We start from the raw sequence: 17,678 nt of genomic DNA, 5'->3' as shown, positions 1-17,678 counted from the left end.
CCGTCGAGAGTATCGAATCAATGCCGCACATTTTGATCGTCGAAGACGAAACAATTATCCGCTCCGCCTTGCGCCGCCTGCTGGAACGTAACCAGTACCAGGTCAGCGAAGCCGGTTCAGTGCAGGAAGCACAAGAACGCTTCACCATTCCCACGTTCGACCTGATCGTCAGCGACCTGCGTCTGCCTGGCGCGCCTGGCACCGAGTTGATCAAACTCGGCCAGGGCACTCCGGTGCTGATCATGACCAGCTACGCCAGCCTGCGTTCGGCGGTCGACTCGATGAAGATGGGCGCGGTGGATTACATCGCCAAGCCTTTCGATCACGATGAAATGCTGCAAGCCGTCGCGCGAATCCTGCGTGACCGTCAAACTGTGCAAGCCAGCGGTGAGCCTGCCGTCGGCAAGGCCGGTAATGGCGCCGCGAAACCGGGCGCCAGCAACAACAATGGCGAAATCGGCATCATCGGCTCCTGCCCGCCGATGCAGGATCTGTACAGCAAGATCCGCAAAGTCGCGCCAACCGACTCCAATGTCCTGATCCAGGGCGAATCCGGCACCGGTAAAGAACTGGTGGCGCGCGCCCTGCACAACCTGTCCAAACGTGCCAAGGCGCCGATGATTTCGGTGAACTGCGCGGCCATTCCGGAAAGCCTGATCGAGTCCGAACTGTTCGGCCACGAAAAAGGCGCGTTCACTGGCGCCAGCGCCGGGCGTGCCGGCCTGGTAGAAGCCGCCGACGGCGGCACCTTGTTCCTCGACGAAATCGGCGAACTGCCACTGGAAGCCCAGGCCCGCCTGCTGCGGGTGCTGCAGGAAGGTGAAATTCGTCGTGTGGGTTCGGTGCAGTCCCAGAAAGTCGATGTGCGCCTGATCGCCGCGACTCACCGGGACCTCAAGAGCCTGGCGAAGATCGGCCAGTTCCGTGAAGACTTGTATTACCGCCTTCACGTGATCGCCCTGAAACTGCCGGCCCTGCGCGAGCGCGGCGCCGACGTCAACGAAATTGCCAACGCGTTCCTGGCGCGGCAGAGTGCGCGGGTCAACCGCACCGACCTGAAGTTCGCCCCGGATGCCGAGCAAGCCATTCGTCACTACTCCTGGCCGGGTAACGTTCGGGAGCTGGAAAACGCCGTAGAACGTGCGGTCATCCTGTGCGAGAGCCCGGAGATTTCCGCCGAGCTGCTGGGGATCGACATCGAACTGAGCGATCTGGACGATGACGATTTCATCGGCCTGCCACCACAACAGGGCAGCGCCGCCGGTAACAATAGCCATGAGCCGACCGAAGACCTGTCACTGGAAGACTACTTCCAACACTTCGTTCTCGAACACCAGGACCACATGACCGAAACCGAGTTGGCACGCAAACTCGGTGTCAGTCGCAAATGCCTGTGGGAACGCCGTCAGCGCCTGGGCATTCCGCGGCGCAAGACCGGGGTGGCCAGCGAGAGCTGAACCTCACCTGTCTGATGTGCGGGTAACACGTGACAAGGTGAAAAAACTGTTACCTCACCTTTTCCACGTAACAGAAGCCGGGGCTTACGGTAACGAAGCCCCGGTTTTTTTTGGCCTCTGAAAACCTAACCAGCGGGCCTAACCCCTTGTTTTGCTGGGCCTCGCAAAAGTTGGCACGCACCCTGCTATATGTTTAGTACAAGAACAATAACAAGCAATGCACAAGACAATAAAAATAAGACGTATCGACTCACGCACAATAAAAACAAGACGGCGAGAGGCGTAGCTAACTGATTCTTTTGGAGAGGCGTTGTATTTGGGGCTTGCCCCACGACCAGGCCGAGAACAACAAAAAACTGTCACAAGACAGAGCCTGAACTGGTTGGATCGCAAGATCACTGCAACACAGCGACCAAAGCAATCCGTTTGCTCTTGGCTCCCGATTGGGAGGGTCATGAAGGAAAAACTTCATGGCGAGGGCACTTAACAAAAACAAAAAGCCCGAATCAAAAATAAAAATAGAGCATGCAACTACTTTCTTGGGGAGCTTCGGCTCCCCTTGTAGTTTCTGGTGTTTGGCCCTTGTAGCGGCACACAGAACCAATCCGCACCAATAAGCCCCTGCTTCAAGCGCTTGCGCAGCTTCCTACACCATCCCCCGACTAAATGCTAGAATCCCCGCCCATCATGCGGTCATTCTTCGTTTTGGCCGAACATTCCTTCAAACAGTGCATCCCATGCTGAAGAAGCTGTTCCAGTCATTCCGTTCTCCCAAGCGTCATACGCAACACATTCGCAGTACGCCTGAAGTGCTCAACAGCGGCCAACATTCGCTGCAAAAGGCCCAATTCAGTCGCTACGCGGTGAACATCGTCGAACGCCTGCAGAACGCCGGTTATCAGGCTTACCTGGTCGGCGGCTGTGTACGTGACATGCTGCTCGGCATCACGCCAAAAGATTTCGACGTCGCCACCAGTGCCACGCCTGAGCAGGTGCGAGCCGAATTCCGCAACGCGCGGATCATCGGTCGCCGCTTCAAACTCGTGCACATCCACTTTGGCCGCGAAATCATTGAAGTCGCGACCTTCCGCGCCAATCACCCGCAAAACGATGAAGAGGAAGACAGCAACCAGTCTTCCCGTAACGAAAGCGGGCGCATCCTGCGCGATAACGTCTATGGCACGCTGGAAGAAGACGCGCAGCGCCGCGACTTCACCATCAACGCCTTGTATTACGATCCGGTCAGCGAACGCATCCTCGATTACGCCAACGGCGTACACGACATCCGCAATCACCTGATCCGCCTGATCGGCGACCCGAAGCAACGCTACCAGGAAGATCCGGTACGGATGCTGCGAGCCGTGCGTTTCGCCGCCAAGCTTAATTTCGGCATCGAAAAGCACAGCGCCGTGCCAATCCGTGAACTGGCGCCGATGCTGCGCGAGATCCCATCGGCCCGCCTGTTCGAAGAAGTGCTCAAGCTGTTCCTCTCTGGCCATGCCGCGGACACCTTCGAGATGCTGGTCGACCTGCAGCTGTTCGATCCTCTGTTCCCGGCCAGTGCCGAGGCGCTGGAATACAACCCGACGTACACCCACACGCTGATCAGCGATGCGTTGATCAACACCGATCTGCGGATCAAACAGAACAAACCGGTGACCCCGGCGTTCCTGTTTGCGGCGCTGCTTTGGCCTGCCCTGCCGGCCCGTGTATTGCGCCTGCAAGAACGTGGCATGCCGCCGATTCCGGCCATGCAGGAAGCCGCTCACGAGTTGATTGCCGAACAGTGCCAGCGCATCGCGATTCCGAAACGCTTCACCATGCCGATCCGCGAGATCTGGGACATGCAAGAGCGTCTGCCACGCCGCAGCGGCAAGCGCGCCGACCTGTTGCTGGACAATCCGCGGTTCCGTGCCGGTTACGACTTCCTGCTGCTGCGCGAAAGCGCCGGTGAGCAGACCGAAGGCCTGGGCGAATGGTGGACGGATTATCAGGACGCCAACGACAGCGAACGTCGCGACATGATCCGCGACCTCAGCGGCAAGGATGACGGCACCGGCGCGCCACGCAAGCGTCGCCGCAGCGGTGGTGCCAAGCGCAAACGCACCGCCGGCGCACCGAGCGCCACGGGCGAGTAATCCATGGAACGCATCTACATCGGCATGGGCAGCAATCTGGCTGACCCCGCCGAACAATTGCGCAGCGCCGTCGAGGCGCTGACACAGTTGCCGCAGACCGAACTGATTGGGGTTTCCGGGTTTTATCAGAGCGACTCGCTGCTGCCCGGCCAACCGCGTTATACCAACGCGGTTGCCGCCCTCGACAGCACGCTCCCGCCGCTGGAGCTGCTTGATGCGCTGCAAGCCATCGAGAACGGACAGGGCCGCGAGCGCCTTGAACGCTGGGGGCCGCGTACGCTGGATCTCGACATCGTACTGTTCGGTGATCGGCTGATCGATGAACCTCGCCTCAAGGTGCCTCACTACCATATGCAGGAACGAGCGTTCGTTCTCTATCCACTGGCCGAACTGGCGCCTGCGGATTTGCGTCTGGCTGATGGCCGCAGCCTCAGTGATTTGCTCGCTGCCTGCCCGTTCGTCGGCCTGGAACGCCTCTCCCAAAATTGACAAAAATCCCCTGTGGGAGCGAGCCTGCTCGCGATAGCGGCCTGTCATTCAACATTGATGCTGGCTGATCCACCGCTATCGCGAGCAGGCTCGCTCCCACATTGGTTTTGTGTTGCTCTGGCAGAATCTGCTGAATCGCATCAGTTACCCCGGTAACACCCCACACGTAACAATGCGGTAACACACGCAATTGACTTCCCGAGTTCTCCTCACGACTATAGGCGTCCCGCTGCCGTCAACACGGCGTTGAAGGGCGCAATCCAGGCCTTAAAAGCACGACAACAGACCGTGCGCCTGTATTTAACGAAGAATCACGCGCGTTACTCGCAGTAGTTTCCACAGCGCCTGAATGAGGAACTTTTCATGCCAGCCATCACCCTGACCACTCTGCAAGGTCTCAAGCAAAAAGGTGAAAAGATCACCATGCTGACCTGCTATGACGCGACCTTCGCCCACGCCTGCAATGAGGCTGGCGTCGAAGTGCTACTGGTGGGCGACTCCCTTGGCATGGTTTTGCAAGGTCACGACAGCACCCTGCCGGTCACCACCGCGGAAATGGCTTACCACGTGGCATCCGTCAAACGCGGTAACACCGATGCGTTGATCCTCGCCGACCTGCCCTTCATGGCCTACGCCACCCTCGAACAAACCATGACCAACAGCGCCCTGTTGATGCAGGCGGGTGCGCACATGGTCAAGGTTGAAGGTGCGCTGTGGCTGGCGGACTCGATCCGTCTGCTGGCCGAACGCGGTATCCCGGTGTGCGCCCACATGGGGCTGACACCGCAATCGGTGAATATTCTGGGCGGTTACAAAGTCCAGGGCCGTAGCGAGAACCAGGCCCGCCAGATGCGCGCCGATGCCATCGCTCTGGAACAGGCCGGTGCAGCCATGCTGTTGCTCGAATGCGTACCGAGTGAACTGGCCGAGGAAATCACCCAGGCTGTGGGTATTCCGGTGATCGGCATCGGCGCCGGCAGCGGCACCGACGGCCAGGTCCTGGTTCTGCACGACATGCTCGGCCTGTCGATCACTGGCCGTGTGCCAAAGTTCGTGAAGAACTTCATGGCCGGGCAACAAAACATTCAAGCGGCGCTTGGTGCGTACGTCACTGAAGTCAAAGCGGCGACTTTCCCTGGTATCGAACACGGATTCTCTGCATGAACACCGTAAAAACCGTACGCGAATTGCGGGCCGCCGTGGCCCGTGCCCGCAGTGAAGGCAAGCGCATCGGCTTCGTGCCGACCATGGGCAACCTGCACAGCGGTCATGTGGCACTGGTGACCAAAGCCACCCAACGAGTGGATTTCGTGGTCGCGAGCATTTTCGTCAACCCGTTGCAGTTCGGCGCCGGCGAAGACCTCGACAAGTACCCGCGCACCCTCGCGGCCGATCAGGAGAAACTGCTCCAGGCCGGTTGCCACTTGCTGTTCGCGCCAACCGTTGAAGAAATGTACCCCGACGGCATGGTCGGCCAGACCCGCGTCAGCGTTCCGCAACTCTCCGAAGGCCTGTGCGGCGCCAGCCGTCCCGGGCATTTCGAAGGTGTGGCGACGGTAGTCACCAAGCTGTTCAATATGGTCCAGCCGGACCTGGCGATCTTCGGCCAGAAAGACTTCCAGCAACTGGCGGTGATCCGTGCCCTGGTGCATGACCTGAACATGCCGATCCAGATCATCGGCGAACCGACGGTACGTGCAGCCGATGGCCTGGCGCTGTCGTCGCGCAATGGTTTCCTCAGCGAAGAACAGCGGGCCGTTGCGCCGGTTGTGTATCGCGGTTTGAGCCAGATTGCCGACGCGATCAAACAGGGCGAACGGGATTTCCCGGCGTTGATTGGCGCGCAGATCAAGCAGCTTGAAGCGGCGGGTTTGCGTCCAGACTATCTGGAGATTCGTCATGCGCTGACCTTGCGCCCGGCGACTGCGCAAGATCGGGATCTGGTGATTCTGGTGGCGGCGTTCCTGGGCACTACGCGGCTGATCGATAACCTGCATCTGAACCTCGACGCACCCGCCTGAACACCGCAATCCCCCCTGTAGGAGCCGAGCTTGCTCGCGATGGCGGACTGTCAGCCAACACATATGTTGAATGTCACTCCCTCATCGTCGGAACGCCGCCCGGAGCAAGCTCGGCTCCTACAGCGTTCTGTGTGGGTTCTCACGCCGTATTGCCGGCCCTCAAGCCTTTGGGCACAATGCCCGCCGTTCGATTCCGACCTGGGGAAACACTCATGCACGCCATCATGCTCAAAGCCAAGCTGCATCGCGCCGAAGTCACCCACGCTGTACTCGATTACGAAGGTTCTTGCGCCATCGACGGCGAATGGCTGGACCTGTCGGGCATCCGTGAGTACGAACAGATCCAGATCTACAACATCGACAATGGTGAACGCTTCACCACCTACGCGATTCGTGGCGAAGAAGGCTCGCGCATGATCTCGGTCAACGGTGCCGCAGCGCACAAGGCCAAGGTCGGTGACCGCGTGATCATCTGCGCATACGCCCACTACAGCGAAGCCGAGCTGCTCAACTTCAAGCCACGCATGCTCTACATGGCCCCGGGTAATGAACTGAGCCACACCAGCAATGCCATTCCGGTTCAGGTCGCCTGATCCAGTCTTAGCCCCTCCCCCTTCCGTTTGTCGGACCGTTCCCTGCTCGATGTATAAAAAAGTACCGGGAACGGGTCAGACAAAGTCAAGACAGATCGCAGCGCGAGGTTTACTGTATTCGCCCTGTGTCATGAAATCGTGTCGACGCAGTTGACCGGACGCCCACCTACAGCGCTCCGGTATTTTTAGTGTTCAAAAGGCCGTTCAAGTAAAAAGGAAACCCGCAGCGATGGCGTATTACCGCACCCCTCAAGACGTTACCGCTCTGCCCGCCTGGCAAGCGTTGAATGACCACCGCCAAGCCATGCAAGATTTCAGCATGCGCGAAGCCTTTAATGCCGATCCGCAGCGCTTTACCCAATTCACCCTCAGCAGCTGCGGCCTGTTTCTCGATTACTCGAAAAACCTGATCAACGCCCAGACTCGCGATCTGCTGGTGAGCCTGGCCAACGAAGTCGACCTCCAGGGCGCGATCAAAGCGCTGTTCGAAGGCGAAATCGTCAACTCCTCCGAAGGCCGCCCCGCCCTGCACACCGCACTGCGCCGTCCGGTCGGCGACAAGCTGAAGGTCAACGGCGTCAACGTGATGCCGGAAGTGCACAAGGTCCTGAACCAGATCACCGACCTCGTGGGCCGCATCCACGACGGTTTGTGGCGCGGTTACTCCGAGAAGCCGATCACTGACGTGGTGAACATCGGCATCGGTGGCTCGTTCCTCGGCCCGGAGCTGGTCTCCGAAGCGCTGCTGTCCTACGCCCAGAAGGGTGTGCGCTGCCATTACCTGGCGAACATCGACGGCAGTGAGTTCCACGAACTGACCATGAAGCTGCGTGCCGAAACCACGCTGTTCATCGTTTCGTCGAAATCCTTCAACACCCTCGAAACCTTGAAGAATGCCCAGGCCGCACGCGCCTGGTACCTGGCTCAGGGTGGTTCGGAAGCCGAGCTGTACCGTCACTTCATCGCCGTCTCCAGCAACAATGCAGCAGCGGTGGCCTTCGGGATCCGCGAAGAAAACATCTTCCCGATGTGGGACTGGGTAGGCGGCCGTTACTCGCTGTGGTCGGCCATCGGTTTGCCAATTGCCCTGGCCATCGGCATGTCGAACTTCAAGGAACTGCTGTCCGGTGCCTACACCATGGACCAGCATTTCCAGAGCGCACCTTTCGAACAGAACATGCCGGTGCTGCTGGCCCTGCTCGGCGTGTGGTACGGAAATTTCTGGGGCGCGCAAAGCCACGCGATCCTGCCGTACGACCACTACCTGCGTAACATCACCAAGCATTTGCAACAGCTGGACATGGAATCCAACGGCAAGAGCGTGCGTCAGGACGGCACACCAGTGTCCACCGACACCGGTCCGGTGATCTGGGGCGGCGTGGGTTGCAACGGTCAGCACGCTTACCACCAGTTGCTGCACCAGGGCACCCAACTGATCCCGGCCGACTTCATCGTGCCGATCGTCAGCTTCAACCCGGTGTCGGACCACCACCAGTGGCTGTACGCCAACTGCCTGTCGCAAAGCCAGGCGCTGATGCTGGGCAAGACCCTTGCCGAGGCCGAAGCCGAGTTGCGCGACAAAGGCATGAGCGAAGAAGAGGTGCAGAAACTTGCGTCTCACAAGGTGATCCCGGGCAACCGTCCGAGCAATACGTTGGTGGTCGAACGCATCAGCCCGCGTCGTCTCGGCGCATTGGTGGCGATGTACGAACACAAAGTCTTCGTGCAAAGCGTGATCTGGGGCATCAACGCCTTCGACCAGTGGGGCGTGGAACTGGGTAAAGAGCTGGGCAAAGGCGTCTACAACCGCCTGGTCGGCAGCGAAGAAAGCCCGGCTGACGATGCCTCGACCCAAGGCTTGATCAACTACTTCCGCGGTCGTCACCGCGGCTGATCTGACGCCACTCGGCGGCCCTTGTGGGAGCGAGCCTGCTCGCGATAGCGGTCTGACATACAACGTTAATGTTGAATGTCATGCCCCCATCGCGAGCAGGCTCGCTTCCACATTGGTTTGCGTCAGTCACAAATTTTGCAGCCAGCCCCTTCCACACCGATCGGCAGCCGACTTGAACCCTTCCCACACTCGGCGCATCTTTATTACTTGTAGCAACAAGAATAAGGAACCGTCATGTTCGATATCAGCACGTTCCCCCAAGCCGATGCCGTCCGCCGGGCCGCACAATTAAGTCAAGACGACTACAAGCGCCTGTACCGCCAATCCATCGAGCACCCCAGCACCTTCTGGGCCGAACAGGCCACACGCTTTCTCGACTGGAGTACCCCGTGGGATACCGTCCAGCGCTATAACCTGAAAACCGGTGAGGCGAGCTGGTTTACCGGCGGCAAGTTGAATGTCAGTTACAACTGCATCGACCGTCATCTGGAAAAGCGCGGCGATCAAACCGCGATCATCTGGGAAGGCGACGACCCTGCCGAATCCGCGCAGATCAGCTACAAAAAACTTCATCACAACGTCTGCCGCCTGGCCAACGTGCTCAAAAGCCGTGGCGTGAAGAAAGGCGACCGCGTGTGCATCTACATGCCGATGATCCCTGAAACCGCCTACGCCATGCTCGCCTGCACGCGCATTGGTGCGGTGCATTCGGTGGTGTTTGCGGGTTTCTCTCCGGACTCTGTGCGTGACCGGATTCTCGATGCCGACTGCCGCACCGTGATCACCGCCGATGAAGGTGTGCGCGGCGGTAAAGTCGTGCCGCTCAAGCAGAAGGTCGACAAGGCGCTGCAAAGTTGCCCGAACGTCAGCACCGTGATCGTGGTCGAGCGTACCCAGGGCGAAGTGGACTGGGTCGAGGGCCGGGACATCTGGTATCACCAGGCGCTGCGTGACGTCAGCGACGATTGTCCGCCGGAACCGATGGGCGCCGAAGACCCGCTGTTTATCCTCTACACCTCCGGCAGCACCGGCAAACCCAAAGGCGTGCTGCACACCACCGGCGGCTACCTGCTGCAAGCGGCAATGACCTTCAAGTACGTGCTCGACTACCGCGACGACGAAGTCTTCTGGTGTACCGCCGATGTCGGCTGGGTCACCGGCCACAGCTACATCGTCTACGGTCCGCTGGCCAACGGCGCGACCACGCTGATCTTCGAAGGCGTACCGAGCTACCCGAGCAGCTCGCGCTTCTGGCAGGTGATCGACAAGCACCATGTCAACATTTTCTATACCGCCCCGACCGCCCTGCGCTCCCTGATGCGTGAAGGCCCCGAACCGTTGAAGGAAACCTCCCGCGCGAGCCTCAGATTACTCGGCACTGTCGGTGAGCCCATCAACCCGGAAGCGTGGGAGTGGTACTTCAATGCCGTCGGCGAACAGCGTTGTCCGATCGTCGATACCTGGTGGCAGACCGAAACCGGCGGCATCATGCTCAGCCCGCTGGTCAGCGCTCAACGGATCAAACCCGGTTGCGCCACGCAACCGATGTTCGGCGTGCAACCGGTGTTGCTCGACGAAGTGGGCAAGGAAATCAAAGGCGCCGGCAGCGGCGTGCTGGCGATCAAATCCAGCTGGCCGGCGCAGATCCGCAGCGTCTACGGCGACCCGCAACGAATGGTCGACACCTACTTCAAGCCCTACCCCGGTTACTATTTCACCGGCGACGGCGCCCGGCGCGATGAGGATGGCGATTACTGGATCACCGGGCGCATCGACGACGTGATCAACGTCTCCGGGCACCGCATCGGCACCGCGGAAGTGGAAAGCGCGCTCGTTCTGCACGACAGCATCGCCGAAGCGGCGGTGGTCGGTTACCCGCACGACGTCAAGGGTCAGGGCATCTATGCCTTCGTCACCCCCATGAACGGCACCGAGCCCAGTGACGAATTGAAGAAAGAATTGCTGGCTCACGTCAGCGAGGAAATCGGCAGCTTCGCCAAACCGGACCTGATCCAGTGGGCACCGGCCTTGCCGAAAACCCGTTCGGGCAAGATCATGCGGCGCATTCTGCGCAAGATCGCCTGCAACGAACTGGACAGCCTGGGCGACACCTCGACCCTGGCTGACCCGAGCGTGGTCCAGGAGTTGGTCGATAAACGCCTGAACCAGTAATCGCTTGTTTCAAAAGCCTGCGCGGCCGTTAATGGCCGCGCCTCCTTTTCCGCCACTGAGTCGCCATGGAATTCATTCGAACCCGCATCGAAACCCAGATCATGAGCCTGACCGGTCTGTCTCTGGGCAAGCTCGACCTGGAAAACCCCAAGGGTGATCCCGGCCTGTTCGGCCCCGACTCGGTGTGCTGGCAAGTGCATGGCGACTTCAGCAGCATGCTGATCGGCGGCATCAGCGCCCTGATGCTGCAAGCCCTGCATCCACTGGCCCTGGCCGGGGTCTGGGACCACTCGAATTTCCGCGAGGACATGATCGGCCGACTGCGTCGCACCGGGCAGTTTATTTCCGGCACCACGTTCGGTTCGCGAAAGGACGCCGACTGGCTGATCGAGAAAGTCCGCACCATCCACCTGCAAGTGACCGGCACGGCACCGGACGGCCGGCCCTACGCCGCCAGCGATCCCGATCTGTTGACCTGGGTGCACGTGGCCGAAGTCAGCAACTTCCTCGCGGCCCATTTGCGTTACCGCAATCCGAACCTGTCCCTGGCGGATCAGGACCGTTACTACGCGGAAATCGCGTTGGTCGCCGAACGGCTCGGTGCCCGTAACGTGCCGCGTTCGCGGCAGGAAATTGCCGATTATCTTGAGTGCATTCGCCCACAGCTACTGTGCGATGAGCGCAGTCGAGAGGTGTTACGGCTGTTGTTGAACGCCCCGTCCCCCAGCCGTTTGGCCAGACCTTTCGGCGGTTTGATGATGAAGGCCGGGATCGACCTGCTGCCGGACTGGGCCAGTGACATGCTGGGCGTCAGCCAGAGCCCGCTGCAACGCAAGCTGATCCGCGCCAGCGTCAATCGCAGCGTGCCAATGCTGCGCTGGGCGGTGCGTAATGGTTCGATGCACCGGGCCAAACGACGGATGGGATTGTTGTAGGTTTGATCGTTCCCACGCTCCGCGTGGGAATGCAGCCAGGGACGCTCCGCGTCCCACAAGCGGACGCAGAGCGTCCGGTGAGGCATTCCCACGCAGAGCGTGGGAACGATCAGTGATTTCCTGTGGGAGCGAACCTGCTCGCGATGGCAGCACCTCGGTCCCGCGCCAAGCTGTTAAACTCCCGCGCCCAAATTCCCTCCTGCAAGGCGCCCAGCATGTCTTCCTTGAATCAGGCGCTGCGCGCCGCCCTCAATCGTCGTCAAGACCTGCTGGCCGAGCTGCATCAGCAAGGCACCGATTGCTATCGCCTGTTCCACGGCAGCCAGGAAGGCGCCGGCGGCCTGACAATCGACCGCTACGGCCCGCAATTGCTGGTGCAAAGCTTTCACCAGTCGCTGGAACGAGATGCGCTGCTGCAACTGCACGACACCATCAATCAGCACCTGGGCCTCGAAACGCTGCTGGTCTACAACGATCGCTCCCGGGGCAACTCGCGCATCGACCGTGAAGACACTGTCTACCGCGCCGACGAGGCCGCCCTGCAAGACTTGATCGGTCACGAATGGGGCTTGAATTACCGGGTTCGCGGTCGCCACGCCGGCCAGGACCCGCTGCTGTTCCTCGACCTGCGCAACACGCGCGGCTGGGTCAAGCAGCACAGCAAAAACAAAAGCGTGCTGAACCTGTTCGCCTACACCTGTGGCGTCGGCCTGAGTGCGGCGGCCGGCGGCGCGAGTGAAGTCTGCAACCTCGATTTCGCTGAGGGCAACCTGGCCGTCGGCCGTGAGAACGGCCTGCTCAATCCGCAGTTGCCGACCATGGACTTCATCCAGTCCGACTACTTCCCGGCCATCCGCCAGTTGGCCGGCCTGCCGATCAGCCAGCGCCGCGGGCAAAAACTGCCGAGCTATCAACATCTGGAACAGCGTCAGTACGACCTGGTGCTGCTGGATCCGCCAGCCTGGGCCAAGAGCGCTTTCGGCACCGTCGACCTGCTGCGCGACTATCAGAGCCTGCTCAAGCCGGCACTGCTGACCACCGCCGACAATGGCGTGCTGATCTGCTGCAATAACCTGGCAAAAGTCAGCATGGACGACTGGCGCGAGCAAGTTTTGCGTTGTGCAGAGAAAGCCGGCCGACCGGTGCGCGAGTGGACAGTGATGAAACCGGGCGGCGATTTTCCGTCAATGGATGAACAGCCACCGCTGAAAACCCTGATTCTTCAGCTCTGAGGTTCGTCCGAAAAATCAGATAAATCCTATAAAGCAGGATCACTTCGGAACCGGAAACGCATGCCATACTCCAACGCACTCCGATTCAGACAGATGAAGCCGCACATGCCCAAAGGATTGATTCGCGCTATTGGCGCTCTGTTGACCGCTCTAGCCCTCTACAGCCTGCTGGGGTTTCTGATTTTGCCGGGTATCGCGTTGCGGGTGGCCAATCAACAATTGGCCAGTTATGCAACGACGCCCGCGACGATCCAGCGGATCGAACTCAACCCCTTCAGCCTTGAAGTCACCCTGTGGGGCCTGATCATCGGCGAGCCGGGCAAGGAGCAGGTCGGCTTCGAGCGCCTGTACGCCAACCTGCAGATCGACAGCCTCTGGACCAAGGCGCTGCACCTGTCCGATATCGAAATAGACAAACCCAAGACCGAAATCCTCTTCGGCAAGGACGGTAAGCTCAATCTGCTTGGCCTGTTCAAAATCCCCGCCAGTGAACCGACCCCGGCCGACCCGAACGCCAAACCGTTCCCGTTGCGCATCGAGCGGATCAAACTGGCCGGCGGTGCCGTGCATTTCCAGGATCAACGCCCCAGCGAACCCATCGAATTCCTCTACGACAAACTCGACTTCGAACTGAAAAACCTCAGTACCCTGCCTGAAGACAGTGCCGACATGACCTTGGTGGCCATCGGCCCGGCAGGTGGACAGATCGACTGGACCGGCAATTTCAGCCTGATCCCGATCACCTCCGAAGGTAAGCTGAAGATCACCAACGGCAAGATGAAATCCTTTTGGCCCTATGTGCGTGACGCGGTGCCACTGGTGCTTGAAGACGGCGTCCTCAGCCTGAGCACCGACTACAAACTCAACCTGTCCAAGGAAACCGAACTGCTGTTGAGCAACGTCGCCGTCAGCGTCGCGCCGTTCGCGATCAAAGCACCAGACGGCCGACCGCTGGCGAAACTCGAGCGGCTGGACATCAGCGAAACCACCGTCGACCTGGCCAAGCAACAAGTGGTCGTCGGCAAGATCCGCAGCCAGAAACTGGAAACCTGGGCCGCCCTCGAGGCCGACGGGCAACTTGATTGGCAAAAACTGTTCGCCAGCCAACCGTCCAAAGCAGCCGTCAAAGCCAAGGCCGAACCGGCCGCCACGCCAGCCGCCGCCGATTCACCGAAACCCGACCCGGCGCCACCGAGCAAGCCATGGCAGGTGCTGCTCAAAGACGTGCAACTGCGCAATTACCAGGTGCATCTGGCTGACCGCAAGGCGCAACCGGCCGTGGCGCTGGATGTAGGCCCGCTGAACCTGGACCTGCAGAATTTCGACAGCCTCAATGGCGCGCCTTTTAACCTCAAGCTCGACACGGGCGTGGGCAAGCAAGGCAAGATCACGGCAGACGGTATCGTCAATCTCGCCCCGGTCAGCGCCAGGTTAAACGTACAAACCAAGGACATCGACCTGCGCATCGCCCAGTCCTATATCACTCCGTTCATTCGCCTGGAACTGCGCAGCGGCATGCTCGGCAGTGATCTGGCGGTCGATCTGAAAAGCACCGAGCCGCTGGCATTCAGCGTCACCGGCCGTGCTCAAGTCGATCAACTGCATACCCTCGACACCCTCAAAACCCGCGACTTCCTCAAGTGGCAGCAGTTGGTGCTCGAAGGCCTGAACTATCAGCACGGCGACAGCCTGTCGATCGACAAGGTCAACCTGTTCCAGCCTTATGCGCGCTTCATGATCAACGATGACCGCACCACCAACATCGACGACCTGCTGATCCCGCAACCGCCGGACTCCGGCGCCAAAACGGCCGCTGCCAAACCGGCCAGCCAGGAAAAGCCGCTGGGCATCCACATTGGCGGCATTGTCATCAATGACGGCTCGGCCAACTTCGCCGACTTCAGCCTGACCCCGAATTTCGCCACGGCCATTCAACAGCTCAACGGGCAAATCGGCACCATCGACAGCCGTCAGGCGAAACCGGCCAGCGTCGATATCAAAGGCAAGGTCGACCGTTATGCGCCGGTCACCATCAAGGGCTCGGTCAACCCGTTCGACCCGATGGCCAGCCTCGACATCGCCACCAGTTTCAAACGTGTTGAACTGACCACGCTCACGCCCTACTCCGGCAAGTTCGCCGGTTACCGCATCCGCAAGGGCCGACTCAATCTCGACCTGCATTACAAGATCACCAACGGCCAACTCCTGGCCGAAAACAAAGTGGTGGTCGAGCAGCTGCAACTCGGTGAAAAGGTCGACAGCCCAGACGCCGTGAGCCTGCCGCTGAAGCTGGCGATTGCCTTGCTCAAGGATGTCGACGGCAAGATTTCCATCGAGCTGCCGGTGAGCGGCGACCTGAACAACCCGCAATTCAGTGTCATGCCTATCATCTGGCAGACCCTGCGCAACCTGATCGTAAAGGCCGCCGCGGCGCCCTTCAAAATGATTGGCGGGCTGGTCAGTGGTGGCGGTTCGGAAGATTTGGGTACCGTGTCGTTTGCGCCGGGTTCAAGCGACCTGAGCAAGGACGCCGAAGGTTCGCTGGTCAAACTGTCCCAGGCCCTCAAGGAACGTCCGGCCCTGCGCCTGGAAATCGAAGGCACGGCGGCCGCCAGCAGCGATGGTCCGCTGATTGCCGAGCAACGTCTGGAGCGGGAATACCAGTACAACTACTACAAAATGCTCCAGCGCCGCGGCGACAAGGTGCCGGCTCAGGCTTCATTGCTGGATGTACCGGATAACGAGAAAGGTCCGCTGCTGGAAGGGATCTATCGCACGCGATTGAAGACCCAGCCGCCCGCCGAGTGGAAGGATTTGGGCAAGGAAGAACGCACGGCAAAAATGCGCGAAGGCATAATCAAGTTCTGGAGTTCCAGCGACGTGCTCTTACGCCAGCTGGGTCAGGAACGCGCCAGCAGCATCAAGGACTATCTGGTCGACAAGGGTCAGTTGGCCGATGACCGCGTGTACTTCATCGACGCTAACCTTGGCGAAGCGGAAAGTGACGGTCGAGTGGTTACGCCGCTGCATCTGGACGCCGAGTGATGGGCGCGAAATGGTTGATGAGCCTGGCTCTGGCGATGATCGCCAGTCACGCCTCGGCAGCCGACACCCTGCGCTGCGGCAGTCAATTGGTCAGTGTCGGGGACAGGTCCAGCGAAGTGCTGCAGAAATGCGGAGAACCGGTCAGCCGTGATCTGTTGGGCTACAAGCGCAGCGCTAACCGACGAGAAGAATTTCAAGTCGAGGAATGGACCTACGGGCCCAACGGCGGGATGTATCAGTACCTGCGTTTTGAAGGTAATCGGTTGAAGCAGATCACCAGCAAGCGCGGTAACTGAATCCACCAAGATCTTATGTGGGCACAATTTAATGTGGGAGCGAGCCTGCTCGCGATAGCGGTCTTTCATTCAACATTAATGTCGAATGTTAGTCAGCAATCGCGAGCAGGCTCGCTCCCACATTTGGTTTTGCATCGCTCACAAATAGAACAGGCCCCTGACACGAATGTCCGGGGCCTGTAATGGCCACATCCTTATGGCCTTCGCATGAACTCTCCTGAGGCGGCAGACGTATTGCTCGGCCCGTCTGTCGCACCTTCTCCCAGTCCAGGCGAGAAGCTTTGCCTTACTCGGCTTTCAGGCCGTCAGCGGAAACCGCTTTGACGCCTTTGATTTTCTTGGCGATCGCCACGGCGGTGGCTTTCTGAGCGTCAGTCACCGCAACGGTGGACGACAGGGACACTACGCCTTTGTTGGTTTCGACTTTGATGTCGGTACCAGGAATGCCTTTCTCGGTCACCAGGTCGGCTTTGACTTTAGTGGTGATCCAGGTATCGGAAGTAGCTTCTTTGGCTTTGGTGACTTCACCCGCCGCCAGAGTCATCGGAGCCTGGGTGGTTTGAGTGGTCTGTGCAAATGCAGCGTTGGCCATGGTCAGGGTCAGCGCGGTAGCAGTAGCGGCAGCGATAGCGAACTTCTTCATACGAGTAACTCCTGTTTTTCATAAAGTCTGCTGCGTGTCTTGTCAGCAGGGTTACTGGAGATAGTGCGAACGTTGTGCCAACTTTGATAAAGCCAATAAACACATATAAATCAATAGCTTACAAAAACACCTGATTTTCGGAATCATGCAAAATGCATGACTTCCAAATTATCGACATGCAAGTTGCGGGTTTTACCGCAGGCCTAAGGCCATGAATTATTGGAAGTTTTCTCAATCACTACAATTTCCCGAACGGCGAACAAAAAAATGCCCCGCATAAGAGGCGAGGCATTGGCGACACGGTGATGATTCAGCTTTTACCGGTGCAACCTTTAGGCGAGTATTCCTGATCGACTGTGGTTTCACATATCCAGCCAGTCAACGAACGTGTGAGGGTAATGGTTTTATTCAACACGGGGCCCGGAGCATTAAGAATGGTGCAAGCGATAGTGCCCGTGCCATCTGTCGCCTTGCCACTGGCTGTCGTTGTGCAGTTGGAGGTTGTGGCATTCCCGCCGATCCCCGCCAGATCCGGATTGGTCCCTTGATTCATAAGATCCTCAAACGGAACCTTCAACGCCGTAATCTCCGCCAGGCCGGCCGTAACCTTGGCCCGGGCCTGATACTTGGAGTACTGCGGCAACGCAAACGTCGCCAGAATCCCGATGATCGCCACTACGATCAGCAGCTCGATAAGCGTAAAACCTTTCTGAGTATTCATAGACAAGCTCCATGCATGAGTCGAAATCTCATGATCTGAACT

14 protein-coding genes are annotated in these 17,678 nt (G+C 59.2%); 12 read left to right on the top strand and 2 right to left on the bottom strand.

Annotation, left to right across the window (positions count from 1 at the left end):
- The first annotated feature begins 20 nt into the window (after positions 1-20).
- The 12 genes from IB252_RS27535 to IB252_RS27480 all read left to right on the top strand — a co-directional run bounded on the left by IB252_RS27535 (position 21) and on the right by IB252_RS27480 (position 16,272).
- Positions 21-1,457 (top strand): sigma-54-dependent transcriptional regulator, encoded by a 1,437-nt coding sequence (locus IB252_RS27535; protein ID WP_134103509.1) that lies wholly within the window; start codon positions 21-23, stop codon positions 1,455-1,457.
- Between the two features lie 737 nt (positions 1,458-2,194).
- Positions 2,195-3,595, top strand: coding sequence for a polynucleotide adenylyltransferase PcnB (locus IB252_RS27530; RefSeq protein WP_192410890.1), 1,401 nt, complete (start codon positions 2,195-2,197; stop codon positions 3,593-3,595).
- A gap of 3 nt (positions 3,596-3,598) precedes the next feature.
- Complete coding sequence (folK, locus tag IB252_RS27525) at positions 3,599-4,084, top strand: 2-amino-4-hydroxy-6-hydroxymethyldihydropteridine diphosphokinase (RefSeq protein ID WP_192410889.1); 486 nt, start codon at positions 3,599-3,601, stop codon at positions 4,082-4,084.
- A gap of 363 nt (positions 4,085-4,447) precedes the next feature.
- The gene (gene panB, locus IB252_RS27520; protein WP_076029729.1) at positions 4,448-5,248 is read left to right on the top strand and encodes a 3-methyl-2-oxobutanoate hydroxymethyltransferase; all 801 of its coding nucleotides are present in this window, start codon (positions 4,448-4,450) and stop codon (positions 5,246-5,248) included.
- Positions 5,245-6,105 (top strand): pantoate--beta-alanine ligase, encoded by an 861-nt coding sequence (gene panC, locus IB252_RS27515; protein ID WP_008153309.1) that lies wholly within the window; start codon positions 5,245-5,247, stop codon positions 6,103-6,105. Before panB ends, panC begins: the two co-directional genes overlap by 4 nt.
- Before the next feature lie 212 nt (positions 6,106-6,317).
- Complete coding sequence (gene panD, locus IB252_RS27510) at positions 6,318-6,698, top strand: aspartate 1-decarboxylase (protein WP_008153310.1); 381 nt, start codon at positions 6,318-6,320, stop codon at positions 6,696-6,698.
- A 229-nt stretch (positions 6,699-6,927) separates the two neighbouring features.
- Entirely contained in the window at positions 6,928-8,592 is a 1,665-nt protein-coding gene (gene pgi, locus IB252_RS27505; RefSeq protein WP_192410888.1) for a glucose-6-phosphate isomerase, read from the top strand.
- Positions 8,593-8,826: 234 nt separating this feature from the next.
- Positions 8,827-10,764 carry an acetate--CoA ligase gene (gene acs / locus IB252_RS27500; RefSeq protein ID WP_192410887.1) on the top strand — a complete coding sequence of 646 codons (1,938 nt, stop codon included), beginning with the start codon at positions 8,827-8,829 and terminating at the stop codon, positions 10,762-10,764.
- 65 nt (positions 10,765-10,829) lie between these two features.
- Positions 10,830-11,699: an oxygenase MpaB family protein gene (locus IB252_RS27495; protein ID WP_192410886.1), complete on the top strand. Its 870-nt coding sequence runs from the start codon at positions 10,830-10,832 to the stop codon at positions 11,697-11,699.
- Positions 11,700-11,914: 215 nt separating this feature from the next.
- Positions 11,915-12,931 (top strand): class I SAM-dependent rRNA methyltransferase, encoded by a 1,017-nt coding sequence (locus tag IB252_RS27490; protein ID WP_192410885.1) that lies wholly within the window; start codon positions 11,915-11,917, stop codon positions 12,929-12,931.
- Between the two features lie 60 nt (positions 12,932-12,991).
- Entirely contained in the window at positions 12,992-15,976 is a 2,985-nt protein-coding gene (locus IB252_RS27485; protein ID WP_192410884.1) for a DUF748 domain-containing protein, read from the top strand.
- Positions 15,976-16,272: a DUF2845 domain-containing protein gene (locus IB252_RS27480; RefSeq protein ID WP_111451067.1), complete on the top strand. Its 297-nt coding sequence runs from the start codon at positions 15,976-15,978 to the stop codon at positions 16,270-16,272. The genes IB252_RS27485 and IB252_RS27480 overlap by 1 nt, the downstream gene beginning before the upstream one ends.
- Before the next feature lie 286 nt (positions 16,273-16,558).
- Here IB252_RS27480 and IB252_RS27475 read toward each other — a convergent pair whose 3' ends face one another.
- Together IB252_RS27475 and IB252_RS27470 are read right to left on the bottom strand one after the other, a co-directional pair.
- On the bottom strand, positions 16,559-16,915 hold the full coding sequence (locus tag IB252_RS27475; protein ID WP_111451068.1) for a BON domain-containing protein: 357 nt from the start codon (positions 16,913-16,915) through the stop codon (positions 16,559-16,561).
- Positions 16,916-17,225: 310 nt separating this feature from the next.
- A complete protein-coding gene (locus tag IB252_RS27470) occupies positions 17,226-17,636 on the bottom strand; it encodes a pilin (protein ID WP_192410883.1) in 411 nt (136 codons plus the stop codon).
- Positions 17,637-17,678 lie beyond the last annotated feature (42 nt).

The organism is Pseudomonas sp. PDM10 (genome assembly GCF_014852295.1).
Classification (GTDB): domain Bacteria; phylum Pseudomonadota; class Gammaproteobacteria; order Pseudomonadales; family Pseudomonadaceae; genus Aquipseudomonas.
The sequence above is the reverse complement of the archived record's forward strand: the minus strand, read 5'-3'. Positions and strand labels throughout refer to the sequence as shown.

Coding starts and splice junctions, on each gene's coding strand:
- IB252_RS27535 (WP_134103509.1), top strand. CDS start 21: ATGCCGCACATTTTGATCGTCGAAGACGAAACAATTATCCGCTCCGCC.
- IB252_RS27485 (WP_192410884.1), top strand. CDS start 12,992: ATGCCATACTCCAACGCACTCCGATTCAGACAGATGAAGCCGCACATG.
- panD (WP_008153310.1), top strand. CDS start 6,318: ATGCACGCCATCATGCTCAAAGCCAAGCTGCATCGCGCCGAAGTCACC.
- IB252_RS27470 (WP_192410883.1), bottom strand. CDS start 17,636: ATGAATACTCAGAAAGGTTTTACGCTTATCGAGCTGCTGATCGTAGTG.
- IB252_RS27490 (WP_192410885.1), top strand. CDS start 11,915: ATGTCTTCCTTGAATCAGGCGCTGCGCGCCGCCCTCAATCGTCGTCAA.
- IB252_RS27480 (WP_111451067.1), top strand. CDS start 15,976: ATGGGCGCGAAATGGTTGATGAGCCTGGCTCTGGCGATGATCGCCAGT.
- IB252_RS27495 (WP_192410886.1), top strand. CDS start 10,830: ATGGAATTCATTCGAACCCGCATCGAAACCCAGATCATGAGCCTGACC.
- folK (WP_192410889.1), top strand. CDS start 3,599: ATGGAACGCATCTACATCGGCATGGGCAGCAATCTGGCTGACCCCGCC.
- IB252_RS27475 (WP_111451068.1), bottom strand. CDS start 16,915: ATGAAGAAGTTCGCTATCGCTGCCGCTACTGCTACCGCGCTGACCCTG.
- IB252_RS27530 (WP_192410890.1), top strand. CDS start 2,195: ATGCTGAAGAAGCTGTTCCAGTCATTCCGTTCTCCCAAGCGTCATACG.
- panC (WP_008153309.1), top strand. CDS start 5,245: ATGAACACCGTAAAAACCGTACGCGAATTGCGGGCCGCCGTGGCCCGT.
- acs (WP_192410887.1), top strand. CDS start 8,827: ATGTTCGATATCAGCACGTTCCCCCAAGCCGATGCCGTCCGCCGGGCC.
- pgi (WP_192410888.1), top strand. CDS start 6,928: ATGGCGTATTACCGCACCCCTCAAGACGTTACCGCTCTGCCCGCCTGG.
- panB (WP_076029729.1), top strand. CDS start 4,448: ATGCCAGCCATCACCCTGACCACTCTGCAAGGTCTCAAGCAAAAAGGT.